The sequence below is a fragment of the Cellulomonas timonensis genome, assembly GCF_900046455.1.
Taxonomy (GTDB): Bacteria; Actinomycetota; Actinomycetes; order Actinomycetales; family Cellulomonadaceae; genus Cellulomonas_A; species Cellulomonas_A timonensis.
In genome coordinates this window covers 319,064-337,262 of the sequence record NZ_FCOT01000013.1, presented here as the reverse complement: position 1 = coordinate 337,262, position 18,199 = coordinate 319,064, and the positions used below count along the sequence as shown (strand labels likewise).

Here is an 18,199-nt window from a genome sequence, read left to right as displayed (position 1 = left end):
GAGCGGTCGGGGAGGCAGAGTCGCTGGCAGCGGTGGCGTGCGGGCCTGGTCGGGCCGGACGCCGACGCACGCGCGCACCGCGGTGCTCGCCGCCGTGGGCGCCGGACTCGTCGAGGTCGCGACGATGGTGCCGTACCTCGGGGCGATCGGCCTGCTGTCGGCCAACGGCGTCGGCTTCGCACCGGGCGTCGCGGTGCTCGCCGGGTACGGCGTGGTCATGGTGGCGCCCGCACTGGCGCTGCTGGCACTTCGACTGCTGCTCGCCGCCCAGGTGGAGCGCCCCCTCGTGCGCCTCAGCAAGTGGTTCGAGCGCCGCAGCGGCGACGTGCTGGCGTGGACGCTGGGCGTGGTGGGCTTCCTCGTGGCGACCGACGCGCTCGGACGCCTACGCGACTCCGTCGGCTGAGCGCGCAGGCTCCGAGCCCGCTCGTCGACGACCTGACGGGCCGCCTGTCACGTGACGCCGCCTTGCACGCTTCGGCGCCGGTTCCTCCACGGCACGCACCGGACCGCCATGACTGGGCCCACACCTGCACATGAACCTCTCGCGGCTCCCACGAAGTCGCCGGACACGATCGCGCGCGCTGCCTAGCGTCATGTCTATGAGCGAGTTGAGCGCCCCAGCGTCGGGTCCGACGCCGATCCCCGGAATGTCTGGAGCGGCGTCCTCCGCCGCCCCATCTCTCGCCCTCGCGGCACCGATGCGCGCGTTCTGGGAGGCGGGCCCCCGCACGGCCCCTCCTCGGGCGCTGGTGGCCTGCGCGATCGTCGGCCTGCTCGGAGGGATCGTGCTCGTGGGCAACCGCCCGGGCCTGGGAGTCGCCGTCATGGGCCTGGCGCTGTGGGCGGTGGCGCTCCCGACACTGGTCCAGCGACGCTCAGTCGCCGACCTCGTGACGGCGGCGCTGTCGGTCGCGCTGCTCGCGGTGGTCGCCGTGCGCGACGCGGGATGGGTGACCGGGCTGTGCGCGGTCGCCGCCGGGTGGGCTGGGGCTGCGGCGGTGACGTCCGCTCGCTCGGCGCCCGCCATGGCGCTCGGCCCTGTGAGCTGGGCCGCGGGGTTGGCGCGCTCCCTGCCGTGGCTCGGGCGCGGAGCCAGGGCGATCGGCGAGGGGCGCCGCGGGCAGCTCGGCGTGGCGGTGCGCAGCATCGGCGTCACTGTCGTCCTGCTCCTGGTCTTCGGCGGGCTCTTCGCGAGCGCCGACAGGGTCTTCGCGAGCTACCTGCCCCAGGTCGAGCTGTCGTCGCTGCCCGCACGGCTCGTGGTGGGCGCCCTGATGGCCGCGGTCACGGCCTCGCTGGCCCACCTGGCCCTCGCTCCGCCACCCTGGTCGGCGGCAGTCCTGCCCCAGGCTCGGGCCGCTCGGCGCGGTGAGTGGCTGCTGCCTGTGCTCGCGCTGGACGCGCTGGTGCTGTCCTTCGTCCTCGTGCAGGTCGGCGCCCTCCTCGGCGGCCACCGGCACGTGCTCGAGACTGCGGGGCTGACGTACGCCGAGTACGCCCGTGAGGGCTTCGCGCAGCTCATGGCCGTGACCGCGCTGACGCTCGCCGTCGTCGCGGTCGGCGCGCGGTGGGCCCCTCGGGAGACGGCCCGCGACCGGCTCATCGCACGCGCGGGGCTGGGCGTGCTGTGCGTCGGCGCACTCGGCGTGGTCGCCTCTGCGCTTCGTCGCATGGACCTGTACGTCGACGCGTTCGGCCTGACCCGCCTGCGGCTGTTCGTGGTGGCCGTGGAGCTCGTGATGGCCGCGGTCCTGGTGCTCGTGCTGGTCGCAGGGGTGCGCTGGCGGGCGGGCTGGCTGCCTCGCGCGGTGGCGCAGGTCGCCGCGGTGGCGATGCTCGGCCTGGCCCTGGTCAACCCCGACGCGCAGATCGTCCGCCACAACATGGCCGCCGGACCGGAGGCGCCGCCGCTGGATGTGGCGTACCTGCAGGGGCTGTCGGCCGACGCCGTGCCGGCGATCGCGGCGCTCGACGAGCCCTGGGCGTCATGCCTCCTGTCGGGGTGGCACGTCAACCCGGCGCAGAACCCGGCGGAGTGGAACCTCGGCCGCGAACGCGCCGCGCTGCTGCTCGATGCCAGGCCGGCCTCGGCCGACAGCGTCGTGTGCGCGCCGTGACGGGCCTGCGAGCAGCCGCGGCGCCCGCGGCTGGCATGTGCCTTCCAGGACCTTCGGCCCGGCGGCGGCCTCACCCGGGGTCCGTACACTGACCTCAGTGTTCGTCCCAATGAGGTGATGGTCATGTTCTCCGAGGGCCCCGTCGTCATCGCGATCGACGGCTCGCCGCACAGCGCGAGCACGCTCCAATTCGGGGTCGAGGAGGCACTCCGCCTCGGGGCTCCGGTGGTGCTCGCGCGGGCCCCCTACGCCCCGCACCGGTCCTACGCGTGGACGTTCGCCTGCTGGCCTGGCGCCGTGGCCGCCTACCTCCCCGATGCCGAGGCCGCCGAGTACCTCGACCAGGCCCGCGCCGAGCTGAGGCTGCTCCATCCCGGGCTCCGGGTCTCCACGCGCCTGGTGCGCGGCCCGATGCTCGCGTCGTTGTGCGCGCTGAGCCATGACGCGCGCCTGCTGGTGGTCGGCGCTCGCGGGCGGCGAGGGCGGCCCGGCACGGCGTCGATCAGCGCCCACCTCGTGCGGTACGCGCACTGCCCGGTGGCGGTGGTCCCGGCTGCGGGGGCCGTCGCCCAGGACGCGTGGACGCCGGTGGTCGTGGGGGTCGACGGCACGCCGTCGTCCGTGGCGGCGGCTCGCACCGCCGCGTCGGCTGCGGCGGGGCGCGGTGTCCCGCTGCTGCTCGCCCACGCGCGCCCCTCGACGGGTCCCGCGCCCCGTCCCCGGCGCGGCGCGGCGCCGCGGCTCAGCGACCCGGACGATCCCGCCCATGACGGCGCCCACAAGGTTGCGGCCCTGATCCGAGCGGAGCAGCCGGGGCTGGAGGTGCGCCTGGCGCTCATGGAGGACCTCCCCGCACGCTCGTTAGTGGAGCTGGGGCGGGACGCGGCGCTGCTCGTGGTCGGCTCCCGTGGCCTCGGCCCAGTGCGCGGCACGGTGATGGGCGCGGTCAGCCGCGCGGTGCTCCGCAGCGCGCCGTGCCCGGTGCTCGTCCTGCGGGAGTCGATGGACCCGACACGGCACGCCGCGGGCAGCCCGGCCTGAGCCTGGGGTCGTGCGGGATCACAGCCGGTCGCGGCGCGCCTGGGCGAGGGACGTCACCGCGGCGCCCAGCGGGCCCATGACCAACGCGATGCGCGTGTGCGGGGCGCGGACCCCGCGGCGGGCCAGATGGGCGCCGAGGCGGTGCACGGCGCTCTCGACGAGCACGGGCAGGACGATCCCCGCGACGGCCGCCCCGTAGCGCAGCGCGGACCTGTCGCCCTGGGCGGGGAACCGCCCGTCGCCGCCCACCGGCAGGCCGAGGGCGGCGGGGCTCAGCACCGGGCCGCCAGCGACGAGCGCGGCGACGGAGCCGGTGGGCGGGGCGCTGGCCTGAGGACCTGGACCCTGGCGCGCGCCACGCCCATCCGCCCGCTCATCCGCCCTCTCGGCGTCCGGGGCCGTCGACTCCTCGCGCCACCACGCGTAGGCGCCCCCGCCGGCGATCAGGGCGGCCTTGAGCAGCACGCGCCGGCGACGAGAGGTGACGAGATCGGGCAGCGCGTACCACAGCACCCCGACGACACCCACCACTGCCGCGTCGCCGACCTCTCCTGCGCGACCCATCGCTCCCCCGTCCCAAGCGCCCGCCAGCCGAGCCGGGAGCCACCCTGGCATGAACGCCGCAGGACGTCCATGGACCCGCCCGGCCATCGGACCGCTCAGACGACCTGCCAGCACGCCTCAGTAGGTGAAGGCGTTCAGGCTGGTCCGGAGCTCGGACGCCACGCGTGCCAGCTCATCGATCGAGGACTGCACCTGGGTGAGCGACGCGGTCGACGACTGCGTGGCCGCAGCGACGCCGCCGATGGTCGACGCGATCTCACCCGAGCCGGACGCGGCCTGCTGGATGCCCCGCGACATCTCGTTGGTCGTGGCGGTCTGCTCCTCCACGGCGCTGGCGATCGTCACCTGGTAGTCGTTGATGCTCGCGATGATCTGCGAGATCTCCCCGATCGCCTCGACGGCGCCCTTCGTGTCGGCCTGGATGGCCTCGACGCGGCGCGCGATGTCCTCCGTGCCCCTGGCCGTCTCGGAGGCGAGCTCCTTGACCTCCCCGGCCACGACGGCGAACCCCTTGCCCGCCTCGCCGGCCCGCGCCGCCTCGACCGTCGCGTTCAGGGCCAGCAGGTTCGTCTGCTCCGCGATCGACGTGATCGCCTTGACCACGTTCCCGATCTCCTGGCTCGAGGCGCCCAGCTTGGCGACCTTCTCGTTGGTCGACGCCGCGACCCCCGTCGCGCGGGAGGCGACGGTCGCCGCCTCGTTCGCGTTCTGCCCGATCTCGCGAATCGAGGCGCCCATCTGCTCCGCGGCCGTCGCGACCGCCTGCACGTTGTTGTTCACCTGATCCGCGGCGGCGGCGACCACCCCGGCCTGCGCGCTGGTCTCCTCCGCGCCTGCGGCCATCTGCGAGGTGGCGACCGACATCTCCTCGCTGGACCCCGCCATCGTGGAAGCCGTCGCCGCGACCACGGTGAAGGCCGACCGCAGCGAGCCCTGCACGGTGGTCAGCAAGAACGACATCTGCCCCAGCTCGTCATGGCGGGGCTTGTCCGCGTCGACCGTCAGGTCCCCTGTCGCCATGGCCGCGAGGCGGGTGGAGAGGCCGACGACCGACGCCCGGATCCCGCGGACGAGCAAGAACGACAGGCTCCACATGACCGCGATCCCCACGACCACCAGGATCAGGATGAGCCGGATCGCAGACTGCGCCGTGTCCGCGTCGCCCGCGCTGGCCAGGTCGTTGATGACCACGGACGCCAGGGCTCCGAGGCCCAGCGCGCCGACCGTGAGGAAGGCCACCAGGCCGAAGATCTTGGCCCGGATCGTGATGCGGGCGAACCAGGAGGCGCCGGTGTCCGGCGTGTGCTCTGACTGCATGGGAGGCTCTTTCGTCACGGGACCCGGCTACAACGCTTGCCCGTCCTATCGGCGGCCCAGCGCCAGGAATGAGCGGGTCTGGGCCACAGATGCGCGGGCCACCGGGATGCCGTCCCCCGAGCGTGCCATCGCCGGGCGCGAAGCCGGCTCCGCTCAGGCAGGATGGCGGTGAGACGCCGATGCCCGGCCGACGACCGCGAAGGACCGCGATGAGGAGTTCGACGGCCTCCCGTGAGGACCGCCGCCCACCGGCATGGCTTCCCCGGGCGCTGCTCATGGCCGTGGTCGCCGTGTTCGCGGGCGTGCTGGCCTGGCGCGCGCTCACACAACTCGGCACCGCGATGACGATCCTCGTGGTCGCGTGGTTCCTGTCCCTCGCGATGGAGCCGGTGGTGCGGTGGCTCGCACGCCGTGGGATGCGCCGCGGGCTGGCCACCGGATTGGTGATGGTCGGCGGGATCGCGGCGACGGCTGCGGTGTTCGCGGTGTTCGGGCAGCTCTTCGTGGTGCAGCTCGTCGAGCTCTTCGAGAACGTGCCGGCGCTGTACGCCCAGCTCACCGAGTTCCTCGACAGGACCTTCGGGTACACGCTGCCCACCAGCGACAGGGTGCTGTCGCAGGTCGTCGACAGCTGGGGCAGCGACGTCGCTCAGGGCGTCATCGGCGTGGGCGGCACGATCATCGGCGTGCTGTTCATCATGGCCGCCGTGCTCTTGGTGGCCTTCTACATGGTGGCCCAGGGGCCTGCGTTCCGAGCGGCCATCTGTCGGCTGCTGGCCCCGCACCGGCAGCGTGAGGTGCTGCGCATCTGGGAGGTCTCCCAGGAGCAGGTCTCGAACTTCCTCGTCTCGCGCATCGTGCTGGCCGCCATCGCGACAGTCGTGACCTTCGCGTACCTCACGATCGTGCGTGTGCCGTACGCCCTGCCGCTCGCGGCGTTCACCGGGCTCGTGTCGCAGTTCGTGCCCACGGTCGGCACCTACATCGGCGGCGCCCTGCCCGTGGCGGTCGCCCTGTCAGTGGGCCCCATCACCGCGATCGGCGTCGTCGTCTTCATCATCGCGTACCAGCAGGTCGAGAACCTGGTCCTGGCGCCCCGCATCGCCGCGCAGACGATGGCGCTGAACCCGGCCGTCGCGTTCCTGGCAGTCGTCGCCTTCGGGGCCGTCTTCGGCGCGGTGGGCGCCTTCCTGTCGCTGCCGGTCGCCGCGACCATCAAGGCCGTCTCGGGGACGTACCTGCGACGCCACGAGCTGGTGGACTCAGACTTGCTGGTCGACACGGCCCGGGCGTCAGCAGATCGGCCAGAGCCGGACGGGCGCCCCGCTGGCGGCGACGCGGACGACGAGCACGACGAGCATGCCTGAGCGCGACGACCCGCGAAGATCCGCGCGTCGCGGGCGCCATCGGGTAACTTCCCTCCATGCCGCGCCTGTGCGGCCTTGACCCGTGAGGCGCCCCCATGAGGACGACGACAGCCCAGCGCGCGAACCCCGGCCGCCCGCCCGCGTGGCTCCCCCGCGCCCTGCTGATGGCCGTGCTCGCCGTCTTCGCAGGGGTCCTCGCGTGGCGGGCGCTCGGCCAGCTCGGCTCGGTGATCACCATCCTCGTCACCGCCTGGTTCATCGCGCTGGCGATGGAGCCGCCGGTGCGCTGGCTGGTGCGCCGCAAGATGCGCCGCGGCGTCGCCACCGGGCTCGTGATGTTCGGCGTCATCCTCGCGAGCCTGGGCATGCTGACGCTCTTCGGGCAGCTCTTCGTCGCCCAGCTCGTCGATCTCATCCAGTCGGTCCCCGACCTCTACGAGCAGCTCACCGTCTTCGTCTTGGGCGCGTTCGGCTACGAGCTGCCCACCACCGACAAGGTCCTCGTCCAGGTGGTCGACAGCTGGGGCGCCAACGTCGCGCAGGGGGTGATCGGCGTCGGCGGGACCATCCTCGGCGGCCTCTTCGTGCTCTCCGCGGTGCTGCTGGTCGTCTTCTACATGGTCGCGCAAGGGCCCCGCTTCAAGGCCTCGATCTGCAGCCTCCTCGCTCCCGATCGCCAGCGGGAGGTGCTGCGGGTGTGGGACGCCTCGCAGGAGCAGGTCTCCAACTTCCTCAGCTCGCGGATCCTGCTGGCCGTGGTGTCAGCCCTCGCGACCTTCGTCTTCCTGACGGTCGTCCACGTGCCGTACGCGGTGCCGCTCGCGGTGTTCACCGGGCTCGTGTCGCAGTTCGTGCCGACGATCGGCACGTACATCGGCGGGGCGCTGCCGGTGGTCGTGGGCCTGACGGTCAGCCCGCTCACCGGGCTCGGCGTGGTGATCTTCATCGTCGTCTACCAGCAGGTCGAGAACCTGGTGCTCGCCCCGAAGATCTCCGCGCACACGATGGAGCTCAACCCGGCGGTCGCGTTCATCTCGGTGCTGGCGTTCGGGGCCGTGTTCGGGGCGCTCGGCGCGTTCCTCGCGTTGCCCGTCGCCGCGACGATCAAGGCCATCTCCGGCGCCTATCTGAAGCGCCACGAGCTGGTGGACTCAGAGCTCCTGGCCGATGGCGCGACACCCGCCGCCCGCCGCCCGCACGCGGCAGCCGAGAGCGGCGAGACGGCCGGGTCCGCCGCGACCGCCGCGACCGCCGACGATGTCGCTGCCGACGAGGCGCCGGACGCCACCGAGCCGGACACCGTCGCGGCGCGCTCCTGACCCCGCCGGCGGGCGGCCCGCCGCCCGCCGGAGCGCGTCAGGCGTAGAAGACGCGCTCCACCACGGCCCGCGCGCGCCGTGACGTGCGCAGGTACTCCTCCTCGAGCTCGCCGGCCGACCCCGACGGATAGCCCAGGATGCGCGCCATCCCGGACAGCGCCTGGGTGTCATGCGGCAGCACATCGGCCTGGGCGCCGCCGATCCGCCCGGTCCACAGCACGATCGCGTCCCGGAGCCGGGAGGCCAGCTCCCAGGCGTCGGTGAGCGTCGCGGCGTCGGAGGCGTCGAGCAGGCCGGCGCCCACGGCCGCGCTGAGCGCGTCGAGCGTCGAGGTGGTGCGCAGGCCCGGCACGGCGTGCGCGTGCTGGAGCTGGAGCAGCTGCGCCGTCCACTCCACGTCGGAGATCCCGCCACGGCCCAGCTTCAGATGCCGGGCGGGGTCGGTGCCGCGCGGCAGCCGCTCGGACTCCACCCGGGCCTTGATCCGCCGCACCTCCCGCTCGACGCTGGCGTCGAGCCCTCCGGCCGGGTAGCGCAGCGGCTCCACGAGGTCGGTGAACCGGCGACCCAGCTCGGCGTCGCCGGCGACGGGCCGGGCGCGCAGCAGCGCCTGGCTCTCCCACGGCGAGGACCAGCGGTCGTAGTACTCGGCGTACGAGTCGAAGGAGCGCACGAGCGGCCCGTTCCGGCCCTCGGGCCGCAAGTCGGCGTCGACCTCGAGGGCCGGCTCGGGGCCCATCTCGCCCAGCAGCCTGCGCAGGCGGGTCATCACCGCGAGGGCGAAGTCCTGCGCGACGCCGGACTCGGCGCCGGGGAGCGGGTCGTGCACGAAGAGCACGTCCGCGTCAGAGGAGTAGCCCATCTCCTGGCCGCCCAGGCGCCCCATGGCGACGACGAGCAGGCGGGGTGGGTCGGCGTCGAGCCCGCGCTCGAGCCGGGTCGGGGCGGCCGCGACCCGCAGCGCCCCCGCGAGGACGACGTCGGCGGCCCCGGTCAGGCTCGCGGACGAGCGCGTCCCGGTCGGGACGCCGAGCACGTCCGCCGCGGCGGCCCGCGCCAGCTCGCGTCGGCGCAGCGCCCGCAGCGCGGTGACCGCGGCGGCCGGCTCGGTGGCACGGGTGAGGATCGCGTCCGCCTCGGCGGTGAGCGCCTCCCGGGTGGGCGGCGCCAGCTCGGCGGAGCCGGCGAGCCACGTCACCGACTCCGGGGAGCGGGACAGCGCGTCGGAGACGTAGCGCGACGTCGACAGCACACGCGCCAGGCGGTGCGCGGCGAGCCCGGAGTCGCGCAGCAGCTTGAGGTACCAGTGCGTCGTGCCGAGCTCCTCCGACAGCCTGCGGAATGCGAGCAGTCCCGCGTCCGGGTCGGCGCCGTCGCCGAACCAGCCCAGCATCACCGGGAGGAGCTGGCGCTGGATCGCGGCCCGGCGGGACACCCCCTCGGTCAGTGCGGCGATGTGCCGCACGGCGCCGGCCGGGTCGCGGTACCCGATCGCGGCGAGGCGCGCGCGTGCCGCCTCCGGGGCCAGGCTGGCCTCCTCGGCGGAGAGCTGTGCGGTGGCGGGGAGCAGCGGACGGTAGAAGAGCTCCTCGTGCAGCCGTCGGACCTCGCGACGGACCAGGCGCCAGCGGTCGGTGAGCCCCTGCGCGCCGTCGGCCCGCATCCCCACCGACCTGGCCAGCCGGCGCAGACCCGCCTCCGAGGTGGGCATCAAGTGGGTGCGCTGCATCCGGTAGAGCTGGATCCGGTGCTCCAGCGCGCGTAGGAACCGGTAGCAGACCGCGAGCTGGGCGGCGTGCTCGCGGCCCACGTAGCCGCCCGCGGCCAGCGCAGCCAGGGCGGTCAGGGTGTGCGGGCTGCGGATCGACTCGTCGGCCCGCCCGTGCACGAGCTGGAGGAGCTGCACGGTGAACTCGACGTCGCGCAGTCCTCCCTTGCCAAGCTTGAGCTGCCGGTCGGCCTCCGCGGCGGGCACGTTGTCCTCGACCCGGCGGCGCATGGCCTGCGAGTCCTCGACGAAGTTCTCCCGCTGCACGGCCGCCCACACCATCGGGTTGACCGTCTGCACGTAGGCGCGGCCCAGCTCAGCGTCCCCCGCGAGGTGGCGCGCCTTGAGCAGCGCCTGGAACTCCCACGTCTTGGCCCAGCGCTCGTAGTAGGCCTTGTGGCTCGCGAGCGTGCGCACCAGCGGGCCGTTCTTGCCCTCGGGGCGCAGCGCCGCGTCCACCGGCCACAGCGCGGGCTCGCCGGACGAGGTCGAGGAGCATGCCCGGGCGAGCCCGGCGGCGAGCCTCGCCCCCGTGGCGAGCGCCTCGTCCTCGGTGGCGCCCTCGGCTGGCTCCGCGACGTACACGACGTCGACGTCGCTCACGTAGTTGAGCTCCCGACCCCCGCACTTGCCCATCCCGATGACCGCGAGGCGCACGCCCGCGCCATGGTCGTCGAGGTCGGCGCGCGCGATCGCCAACGACGCCTCGAGCGCCGCCGCCGCGAGGTCCGCGAGCGCCGCGCCCACCGCCGGCAGCTGGGAGATGGGCTCCTTGCAGCACAGGTCCGTGGCGGCGATCCGCAGCATCCGGCGCTGGTACGCGCGGCGCATCGCGTCGATCGCCCGTGCTCCCCCGTCATCGGCCACGGGGACGTCGGCGGCCGGGTCGGCGCCGACGGCCTCGAGCAGCTCCGCGCGGACCTCTGCGGCGGGGACACCGGGGCCGGGCGCCAGGTCGGCGAGCACGGCCAGGTGGTCCGGGTGGGCGGCGAGGGTGTCGCCGAGCGCCCCCGACGCGCCGACGGCGGCCAGCAGCCGGGCGCGGCCGGCGCCCTCGGCGAGCAGGCCGGTGAGCAGCGCGCGCTGCTCGGCGTCGCCCGCGACGGCCCCGGCGATCTTGGCCAGGGCCAGCAGCGCCTGGTCCGGGTCCGCGACCTCCGCGAGCGGGCCGAGCAGCCTCTCCTCGGCGTCCGGGACGATCGCGAGCAGGCCGGGGTCCTGCAAGAGCCGTTCGGCGCGGGCGGCGTCCTCGAATCCTGCTCGGGTCAGGCGCCCCGCGAGGGAGACCCCCCGTCGTCCTGTGCTCACGCCGTCACGTTACCGGCGTGGGCGAGCGTGCTCACAGGACGGGCAGGAACCGCTGCAGCTCGTACTGCGTGACCTGCGCCCGGTACTCGTCCCACTCCTGCTTCTTGTTCCGCAGCACGAAGTCGAAGACGTGCTCGCCGAGGGTCTCGGCGACGAGCTCCGACTTCTCCATCACGGCGATCGCGGCGTCGAGGGAGGTGGGCAGCGGCTCGATGCCGAGCGCCCGGCGCTCCGCGTCGGTGAGCTCCCACACGTCGTCCTCGGCGCCCTCGGGCAGTTCGTAGCCCTCCTCGATGCCCTTGAGGCCGGCCGCGAGCAGCACCGCGAACGCCAGGTACGGGTTCGTGGCGGCGTCGACGGCGCGGTACTCCACGCGGCTCGAGTTGCCCTTGCCCGGCTTGTACATCGGCACGCGCACCAGCGCGGAGCGGTTGTTGTGGCCCCAGCAGATGTAGCTGGGCGCCTCGGCGCCGCCCCACAGCCGCTTGTAGGAGTTGACGAACTGGTTCGTCACGGCGGTGATCTCCGCGGCGTGGGTGAGGATGCCGGCGATGAAGCTGCGGGCCACCTTCGACAGCTCGAGGTGCGCGCCGGGCTCGTGGAACGCGTTGCGGTCGCCCTCGAACAGCGACAGGTGCGTGTGCATGCCCGATCCGGGCTTGTCCGGCAGCGGCTTGGGCATGAACGACGCGAAGACGCCCTGCTCGAGGGCGACCTCCTTGACCACCGTGCGGAACGTCATGATGTTGTCGGCTGTGGTCAGCGCGTCGGCGTACCGCAGGTCGATCTCGTTCTGCCCCGGGCCGGCCTCATGGTGGGAGAACTCCACCGAGATGCCCATCGACTCGAGCATCGTGATGGCGGCGCGGCGGAAGTCGTGCGCGGTGCCGCGCGGCACATGGTCGAAGTAGCCGCCCTGGTCGACGGGCACCAACGGGCGCAGCGGGTCCGCAGGCGCCTCGAAGAGGTAGAACTCGACCTCGGGGTGCGTGTAGAAGGTGAAGCCCTGCGCGCTGGCCTTCGCGAGCGCGCGCTTGAGCACGTTGCGCGAGTCGGCGAGCGACGGCTCGCCGCCTGGCGTGAGGATGTCGCAGAACATCCGCGCGGTGCCGTGCCGCTCGCCGCGCCACGGCAGGATCTGGAAGGTCGTGGGGTCGGGCTTGGCGATCATGTCCGCCTCGTACACCCGGGTGAGCCCCTCGATGGAGCTGCCGTCGAACCCGATGCCCTCGGAGAACGCGGCCTCGAGCTCGGCCGGGGCGATCGCGACGGACTTCAGGATCCCGAGCACGTCGGTGAACCAGAGGCGGATGAAGCGGATGTCCCGCTCTTCGACCGTGCGGAGCACGAACTCCTGCTGCCTGTCCATGCGGTACATCCTGCCCGATGCGTGTTGCCGCTGGTGACATACGCGCAGGCGATTCCTTGCACGCGGGCCATCCCGTTCCGGGGCCTAGGCTCGGGACATGGCATTGCGCATCGCCCTGGCCCAGATCGACACGTGCGTCGGCGACCTCGACGGCAACTCCGAGGCCGTGCTCGACTGGTCGCAGCGCGCGTCCGAGGCGGGCGCCGACCTGGTCGTCTTCCCGGAGATGACACTCACGGGCTACCCCATCGAGGACCTGGCGCTGCGCGCCTCGTTCCGGCGTGGCGCCGAGCGCGCGCTCGAGCAGACCGCCGCCGAGCTCGAGGCGCGCGGCCTGGGCGGCCTGGCGGTGCTGGTCGGCACGGTGGGCGACACCGCCGTCCGCGAGCACGACGGCGCCCCCGCGCGCCCCACCAACCAGGCGGTGCTGCTGCAGCACGGCCAGGTGGTGCGGCGGTACGACAAGCACCACCTGCCCAACTACGGCGTCTTCGACGAGTTCCGCATCTTCGCGCCCGGCGACGACATCTGCGTGCTCGACGTGCGCGGCCACCGGGTGGGCGTGGTCATCTGCGAGGACATCTGGCAGGACGGCGGCCCCGTCTCCGAGATGGACCAGAACGAGATCGCGCTGCTCGTGGTGCTCAACGGCTCCCCGTTCGAGGAGGGCAAGGGGCATATCCGCACCGAGCTCGCCGCCCGTCGCGCGCGGCAGGTCGACGCCCCGGTGGCCTACGTGAACATGGTCGGCGGGCAGGACGACCTGGTCTTCGACGGCGGCTCGTTCATCGTCGGCGCCGACGGGACGCTGCTGGCCCGGGCGCCGCAGTTCGTCGAGCACCTGCTGGTGTGGGACCTGGACGACTCGCGTGCGCCGCGCACCGGCGAGATCGCCCCGCACCTGGACCCCGACGAGGAGGTCTACCGGGCGCTGGTCACGGGCCTGTCGGGGTACGCGCGCAAGAACGGCTTCCGGTCGGTGGTCCTCGGCCTCTCGGGCGGCATCGACTCGGCGCTCGTGGCCGCCATCAGCGCGGACGCCCTGGGCGGCGAGCACGTCGTCGGGGTGTCCATGCCGTCCCGTTACTCCTCCGAGCACTCGAAGGACGACGCGGCCGACCTGGCGAAGCGGATCGGCGCCGACTACCGCGTGCAGCCCATCGGCACGATCGTCGACGCGTTCGAGGCCCAGCTCGGGCTCGAGGGCGTCGCCGCGGAGAACCTGCAGGCCCGGGTGCGCGGCATGATCCTCATGGGCCTGTCGAACGCCGAGGGGCACCTGGTGCTCGCCACGGGCAACAAGAGCGAGCTCGCGGTCGGGTACTCGACCATCTACGGCGACGCGGTCGGCGGGTACGCCCCGCTCAAGGATGTCGACAAGTCGCGGGTGTGGGCGCTGTCGCGGTGGCGCAACAACGCGGCGATCGACGCCGGGCAGCTCCCGCCCATCCCGGAGAGCTCGATCACCAAGCCCCCATCGGCCGAGCTGCGGCCCGGCCAGACGGACCAGGACTCGCTGCCGCCCTACGACCTGCTCGACGAGGTGCTGGACGCCTACGTGGAGCACGCCGAGGGCCGCGCCGAGCTCCTCGCGCGCGGCTACGACCCGGAGGTGGTCGACAAGGTCCTGTCCCTCGTCGACCGCGCCGAGTGGAAGCGCCGCCAGTACCCGCTGGGCCCCAAGGTCACAGCCCTCGCCTTCGGCCGCGACCGTAGGCTTCCCATCACCACGCGTTGGCGCGAGCCCTGACGGGCGCAGACGCCGCAGCCGACAGCAGGAGCACACGCCGTGCGCTCCCCGGACCCACAGGAGCGAGCCCGATGACCACCACCCCCAAGCGCGTGCGCGTCCACCACCTGCGCGAGGCGAAGGAGCGCGGCGAGAAGCTGACGATGCTCACGGCCTACGACGCGCCCACAGCCCGCATCTTCGACGAGGCGGGCATCGACCTGCTGCTGGTCGGGGACTCGATCGGCAACACGATGCTCGGCCATGAGTCGACGATCCCCGTCACGGTGGACGAGCTGATCCCGCCGGCCCGCGCGGTCGCCCGCTCGGTGAGCCGGGCCCTGGTGGTCGTCGACCTGCCGTTCGGCTCCTACGAGGCCGGCCCCGAGCAGGCCCTGGCCACCGCGGTGCGGCTCTTCAAGGAGACCGGCGCGCACGCCGTGAAGCTCGAGGGCGGCCGCCGCGTCGCCGCACAGGTCCGGGCGCTGACCGACGCCGGCATCCCCGTCTTCGGCCACCTCGGGTTCACGCCGCAGTCCGAGAACGCGCTCGGCGGCAAGCGGGTGCAGGGCCGCGGGGAGGACGCCGCGGAGGTGCTCAGCGAGGACGCGCTCGCGCTGCAGGACGCTGGCGCCGTCGCGATCGTCCTGGAGATGGTCCCCGCGCCCGTCGCCGCCCGGCTCACCGAGATCCTGCGGGTGCCGACCATCGGCATCGGCGCCGGCGTCGAGTGCGATGGCCAGGTGCTGGTGTGGCTCGACATGGCGGGGATGGGCGACTGGTCGCCGCGGTTCGCCAAGCAGTACGCCCAGATCGGCCAGGCCCTGGGCGACGCGGCGCGCGCCTATGCGGCGGACGTGCGCGGGGCGGCGTTCCCCGACGACGCGCACTCGTTCCTGTCCTGAGGCTGGCGTCCGGTCCAGCCGCCTGGGGCGCGCCCGCTCAGCGTCGGCGCTCGTCGTCCTCGTCCCACGCCTTGTTGCGTGCGGCGGCGATGTCGAGCGCGCGCTGGGCGGCCTCACGTGTCGGGTAGGGCCCCATCCGGTCCTTCCAGTCGGATGCCTTCCCCTCCTCGACCTGCTTGGTCGCGATGTTGAAGTAGAACTCGCCACTGCCCGACATGCCGCCTCCTCGGTGCGACCGCACCTCGGCCGCGCGTCCTCCGTAGACTGCCATCTATGTCGACCGTGCACGCGCCGAGAGCCGCCCTCGTCCCGGGGACCATCAGCCCGCAGCTGCAGGTCCCGGCGTCGATCCCGCGCCCGGAGTACGTGGGCCGCCCGGCGCCCACGCCCTTCACCGGCAGCGACATCCCGGCGCCGGAGGTCCTCGAGCGGATCCGGGTGGCCGCGCGCATCGCGGCCCAGGCCCTGGAGGAGGTCGGCCGCCACGTGGCGCCTGGCGTCACCACCGACGCCCTCGACCGGGTGGGCCACGAGTTCCTCATGGACCACCACGCCTACCCGTCCACCCTCGGCTACCGCGGGTTCCCGAAGTCGCTGTGCACCTCCGTGAACGAGGTCATCTGCCACGGCATCCCCGACTCGACGGTGCTGCAGGACGGCGACCTGGTGAACATCGACATCACCGCCTACATCGGCGGGGGGCACGGGGACAACAACGCGACGTTCGGCGTCGGCGAGCTCGACGAGGAGTCAGCGCTGCTCGTCGAGCGCACCCGCGAGTCGCTCAACCGGGCCATCAAAGCGGTGAAGCCCGGCCGGGAGATCAACGTGATCGGCCGGGTCATCGAGAAGTACGCGCAGCGGTTCGGATACGGCGTGGTGCGCGACTACACGGGCCACGGGGTGGGCGAGGCGTTCCACACCGGGCTGGTGGTCCCCCACTACGACGCGGCGCCGAACTACGCCACAGTGATGGAGCCCGGCATGGTCTTCACCATCGAGCCCATGCTCAACCTGGGGACCCCGGAGTGGGAGATGTGGGACGACGGATGGACCGTCGTCACGGCCGACCGCCAGCGCAGTGCGCAGTTCGAGCACACGCTGGTCGTGACCGAGACCGGAGCCGAGGTGCTGACGCTGCCATGAACCACCACGACGATCACCACGCTGACAAGCACGGCCACAAGCACGACCACCAGCACGGCAAGCACCGCCACAAGCTCGCCGAGCGGCCCACCACCGCGTTCGGCATCGACATCGGCGGCAGCGGCATCAAGGGCGCACCGGTCGACCTGGCGAAGGGCGAGTTCGCGGGTGAGCGGGTCCGCATCCCCACCCCGCAGCCCGCGACACCGGGCGCTGTCGCGAAGACTGTCGCCGAGGTCATCGAGGCCTTCCACCTGCCGAAGGACGTGCCGGTGGGTGTGACCTTCCCGGCGGTCATCCTGCACGGCGTCGCGCAGTCCGCCGCCAACGTGGACTCGTCGTGGATCGGCACGGACGTCGAGGACGTCATCGCCGACGCGACGGGCCGCACCGTCGTGGCGGTCAACGACGCGGACGCAGCCGGGTACGCGGAGACGCTGTACGGCGCGGCGCGCGGGGTCTCGGGCGTGGTGCTGGTGACGACGCTCGGCACCGGCATCGGCTCGGCGCTCGTGGTCGACGGGCGCCTGGTGCCGAACACCGAGCTGGGGCACCTGGAGATCGATGGCCACGATGCGGAGAGCCGCGCGGCGGAGAGCGCCCGCGACCGGGAGGATCTCAGCTGGGAGCAGTGGGCCGAGCGGCTGCAGCGCTACTACAGCGTGGTGGAGAACCTCTTCTGGCCCGACCTGATCGTGGTGGGCGGCGGAGTCAGCAAGCACTACGAGAAGTTCTTGCCGCTGCTCAAGCTGCGCACGCCCATCGTGCCGGCGACCCTGCGGAACGCCGCGGGCATCGTGGGCGCCGCGTCGTTGGCGGCGGACGCCTCGCACTGAGGCTGGGCGCCCACTCCGCCCGGCAGACGCGGTGCGCAGACAACAAGCTGGGCAGACAACAAACGGCGGCATCCCTGACCCGGGATGCCGCCGTTTGTCGGTCGCTGGGCGACCGCAACGCGAGCCTGCTGCGGGGGGGAGGCGGCGGCTCACGTCCTTGTCCTGAGCCTCTCAGAAGAGACCGCTTTCTGGGTGGAATGTCCGATGAGGGTGTTCTCATCTGGGCGGGCATACGATCGAGCGATGACTGCCGTTCCGACGTTCACGCAGGTCGCAGACGGAATCTGGACGGCGACGGCCACCATCTGGACAAGCCTCACCACCGCCGTCGTCGCGCCCCACGGTGCCTGCCTGCTGATCGACCCGGGCATCAGCCTCGCCGAGCTGGACGCGCGGGCCCACGAGGCGATCCGACGGGGGTGGCGCGTCACCGCCGGATTCGCCACCCATCCGCACTGGGACCACGTGCTGTGGCACCAGGCGTGGTGCGGCGCCCCGCGCTGGGCGACCGCGGAGGCCGTCGAGGCGCAACGACGCACCCGCGACGCCGACCTGGCGGCGGCCGATGCCGCGACCCCCGGCCACGACCCGGCCCTGTTCGGCCGTCTCACGGCGCTGCCCGCAGATGCCACGGAGCTCCCCTGGGACGGCCCACAGGCCGTCATCGTGCGACACCGCGCGCATGCGCCTGGCCACGCCGCCCTCGTCCTGCCCCACGCCGCGACCCTGCTGGCGGGCGACATGCTCTCCGACCTGGAGATCCCCCTGCTGGACACCGACGCGGCCGACCCGCTGGACGACTACCGCGCAGCCCTCGACACCCTGGAGCGCGCCGCCGCCGACCACGGCGTCCGCACTGTCATCCCCGGACACGGCCACGTGGGCGACGGCGCCGAGCTCGCCCGCCGCCTCGCCGCCGACCGCCGCTCCCTGGAGGCGCTCGCACGGGGCCGCACCCCCGACGCCGACCGCCTGCGCACCCCGTGGCTCGCCGAGGAGCACCGCAAGCACGTCGAACGCCTCCGCCACTGAGAGGCCTGGGCACAGCGACGGCCCCGAGGCTGCCGAGGCAGCCCGGAGCCGATCGGCGGGGGGTCTCACTCGTTGCCGAGCGCCTCGTCCCCCTTGTCACGAGCCTGCGACACCTTGTCCTCATGGCCTTCCGCGACGTTCGAGGCGGCAGACTCGGCCTTGTCGAGGCCCTTGTCGCTGACCCCCTCGGCCTTCTCGCTCTGCGCCGCTTCCGAGGCCTTGTCCTTCATGTCGTCGATCCCCATGAGATCGTCCTTCCGTCGAGGCTGAGCCCATGCGGGCCCACTCCCCATCGTCCGCCGCGGCTGCCCCGCATGCATCTGGCGTCTGGCCATCCCCCGCCGCAGCCCAGCGCCACCGCCGCCCGGCGCGGCAACA

16 protein-coding genes are annotated in these 18,199 nt (G+C 73.3%); 10 read left to right on the top strand and 6 right to left on the bottom strand.

The features are described from left to right. The first annotated feature begins 37 nt into the window (after positions 1-37). The 3 genes from BN3788_RS20010 (at position 38) to BN3788_RS15040 (ending at position 3,161) form a co-directional block, all read left to right on the top strand. A complete protein-coding gene (locus tag BN3788_RS20010; protein WP_066587902.1) occupies positions 38-406 on the top strand; it encodes a GAP family protein in 369 nt (122 codons plus the stop codon). Positions 407-602: 196 nt separating this feature from the next. Then, on the top strand, positions 603-2,120 hold the full coding sequence (locus BN3788_RS15045; protein WP_234346672.1) for a DUF4153 domain-containing protein: 1,518 nt from the start codon (positions 603-605) through the stop codon (positions 2,118-2,120). Between the two features lie 123 nt (positions 2,121-2,243). Continuing rightward, positions 2,244-3,161, top strand: a complete 918-nt coding sequence (locus tag BN3788_RS15040; protein WP_159066906.1) for a universal stress protein — start codon at positions 2,244-2,246, stop codon at positions 3,159-3,161. Positions 3,162-3,179: 18 nt separating this feature from the next. On the opposite strand, the gene BN3788_RS15035 is transcribed toward BN3788_RS15040, so the two are convergent. After that, positions 3,180-3,725 carry a hypothetical protein gene (locus tag BN3788_RS15035; RefSeq protein ID WP_147525139.1) on the bottom strand — a complete coding sequence of 182 codons (546 nt, stop codon included), beginning with the start codon at positions 3,723-3,725 and terminating at the stop codon, positions 3,180-3,182. A 117-nt stretch (positions 3,726-3,842) separates the two neighbouring features. Next, a complete protein-coding gene (locus BN3788_RS15030) occupies positions 3,843-5,042 on the bottom strand; it encodes a methyl-accepting chemotaxis protein (protein ID WP_082812965.1) in 1,200 nt (399 codons plus the stop codon). 209 nt (positions 5,043-5,251) lie between these two features. Between BN3788_RS15030 and BN3788_RS15025 the strand changes: the two genes are divergently transcribed. Both BN3788_RS15025 and BN3788_RS15020 read left to right on the top strand, forming a co-directional pair. Further along, positions 5,252-6,409: an AI-2E family transporter gene (locus BN3788_RS15025; RefSeq protein WP_082812964.1), complete on the top strand. Its 1,158-nt coding sequence runs from the start codon at positions 5,252-5,254 to the stop codon at positions 6,407-6,409. A 95-nt stretch (positions 6,410-6,504) separates the two neighbouring features. Then, positions 6,505-7,728, top strand: coding sequence for an AI-2E family transporter (locus BN3788_RS15020; protein WP_066587886.1), 1,224 nt, complete (start codon positions 6,505-6,507; stop codon positions 7,726-7,728). A gap of 37 nt (positions 7,729-7,765) precedes the next feature. Here the strand turns inward: BN3788_RS15020 and BN3788_RS15015 are convergent, their stop codons facing one another. Both BN3788_RS15015 and glnA read right to left on the bottom strand, forming a co-directional pair. Beyond that, positions 7,766-10,804 (bottom strand): bifunctional [glutamine synthetase] adenylyltransferase/[glutamine synthetase]-adenylyl-L-tyrosine phosphorylase, encoded by a 3,039-nt coding sequence (locus tag BN3788_RS15015; RefSeq protein ID WP_066587883.1) that lies wholly within the window; start codon positions 10,802-10,804, stop codon positions 7,766-7,768. A 31-nt stretch (positions 10,805-10,835) separates the two neighbouring features. Then, positions 10,836-12,173, bottom strand: coding sequence for a type I glutamate--ammonia ligase (gene glnA / locus BN3788_RS15010; RefSeq protein ID WP_066587880.1), 1,338 nt, complete (start codon positions 12,171-12,173; stop codon positions 10,836-10,838). A 97-nt stretch (positions 12,174-12,270) separates the two neighbouring features. Here glnA and BN3788_RS15005 point away from each other — a divergent pair, with 97 nt between their 5' ends. After that, positions 12,271-13,923: an NAD+ synthase gene (locus tag BN3788_RS15005; RefSeq protein WP_066587878.1), complete on the top strand. Its 1,653-nt coding sequence runs from the start codon at positions 12,271-12,273 to the stop codon at positions 13,921-13,923. 71 nt (positions 13,924-13,994) lie between these two features. Continuing rightward, positions 13,995-14,807: a 3-methyl-2-oxobutanoate hydroxymethyltransferase gene (gene panB, locus BN3788_RS15000; RefSeq protein WP_066587875.1), complete on the top strand. Its 813-nt coding sequence runs from the start codon at positions 13,995-13,997 to the stop codon at positions 14,805-14,807. 37 nt (positions 14,808-14,844) lie between these two features. On the opposite strand, the gene BN3788_RS14995 is transcribed toward panB, so the two are convergent. Further along, positions 14,845-15,024 carry a hypothetical protein gene (locus BN3788_RS14995; RefSeq protein ID WP_066589488.1) on the bottom strand — a complete coding sequence of 60 codons (180 nt, stop codon included), beginning with the start codon at positions 15,022-15,024 and terminating at the stop codon, positions 14,845-14,847. Positions 15,025-15,080: 56 nt separating this feature from the next. Here BN3788_RS14995 and map point away from each other — a divergent pair, with 56 nt between their 5' ends. The 3 genes from map (at position 15,081) to BN3788_RS14980 (ending at position 17,821) form a co-directional block, all read left to right on the top strand. Beyond that, positions 15,081-15,953: a type I methionyl aminopeptidase gene (map, locus tag BN3788_RS14990; protein WP_390620154.1), complete on the top strand. Its 873-nt coding sequence runs from the start codon at positions 15,081-15,083 to the stop codon at positions 15,951-15,953. After that, positions 15,950-16,789, top strand: coding sequence for a polyphosphate--glucose phosphotransferase (gene ppgK / locus BN3788_RS14985; protein ID WP_082812963.1), 840 nt, complete (start codon positions 15,950-15,952; stop codon positions 16,787-16,789). Before map ends, ppgK begins: the two co-directional genes overlap by 4 nt. Positions 16,790-17,032: 243 nt before the next feature. Next, complete coding sequence (locus BN3788_RS14980) at positions 17,033-17,821, top strand: MBL fold metallo-hydrolase (RefSeq protein WP_066587869.1); 789 nt, start codon at positions 17,033-17,035, stop codon at positions 17,819-17,821. Positions 17,822-17,886: 65 nt separating this feature from the next. Here BN3788_RS14980 and BN3788_RS14975 read toward each other — a convergent pair whose 3' ends face one another. Beyond that, on the bottom strand, positions 17,887-18,066 hold the full coding sequence (locus tag BN3788_RS14975) for an Rv0909 family putative TA system antitoxin (protein WP_066587867.1): 180 nt from the start codon (positions 18,064-18,066) through the stop codon (positions 17,887-17,889). Positions 18,067-18,199: the final 133 nt, after the last annotated feature.

Bases quoted from the DNA above. Each gene is read 5' to 3' on its own strand.
- BN3788_RS15030 (WP_082812965.1), bottom strand. From the start codon at position 5,042: ATGCAGTCAGAGCACACGCCGGACACCGGCGCCTCCTGGTTCGCCCGC.
- BN3788_RS14995 (WP_066589488.1), bottom strand. From the start codon at position 15,024: ATGTCGGGCAGTGGCGAGTTCTACTTCAACATCGCGACCAAGCAGGTC.
- BN3788_RS15040 (WP_159066906.1), top strand. From the start codon at position 2,244: ATGTTCTCCGAGGGCCCCGTCGTCATCGCGATCGACGGCTCGCCGCAC.
- BN3788_RS15045 (WP_234346672.1), top strand. From the start codon at position 603: ATGAGCGAGTTGAGCGCCCCAGCGTCGGGTCCGACGCCGATCCCCGGA.
- BN3788_RS15035 (WP_147525139.1), bottom strand. From the start codon at position 3,725: ATGGGTCGCGCAGGAGAGGTCGGCGACGCGGCAGTGGTGGGTGTCGTC.
- BN3788_RS15025 (WP_082812964.1), top strand. From the start codon at position 5,252: ATGAGGAGTTCGACGGCCTCCCGTGAGGACCGCCGCCCACCGGCATGG.
- BN3788_RS14980 (WP_066587869.1), top strand. From the start codon at position 17,033: ATGACTGCCGTTCCGACGTTCACGCAGGTCGCAGACGGAATCTGGACG.
- BN3788_RS15005 (WP_066587878.1), top strand. From the start codon at position 12,271: ATGGCATTGCGCATCGCCCTGGCCCAGATCGACACGTGCGTCGGCGAC.
- glnA (WP_066587880.1), bottom strand. From the start codon at position 12,173: ATGGACAGGCAGCAGGAGTTCGTGCTCCGCACGGTCGAAGAGCGGGAC.
- panB (WP_066587875.1), top strand. From the start codon at position 13,995: ATGACCACCACCCCCAAGCGCGTGCGCGTCCACCACCTGCGCGAGGCG.
- ppgK (WP_082812963.1), top strand. From the start codon at position 15,950: ATGAACCACCACGACGATCACCACGCTGACAAGCACGGCCACAAGCAC.
- BN3788_RS15020 (WP_066587886.1), top strand. From the start codon at position 6,505: ATGAGGACGACGACAGCCCAGCGCGCGAACCCCGGCCGCCCGCCCGCG.
- map (WP_390620154.1), top strand. From the start codon at position 15,081: ATGTCGACCGTGCACGCGCCGAGAGCCGCCCTCGTCCCGGGGACCATC.
- BN3788_RS14975 (WP_066587867.1), bottom strand. From the start codon at position 18,066: ATGGGGATCGACGACATGAAGGACAAGGCCTCGGAAGCGGCGCAGAGC.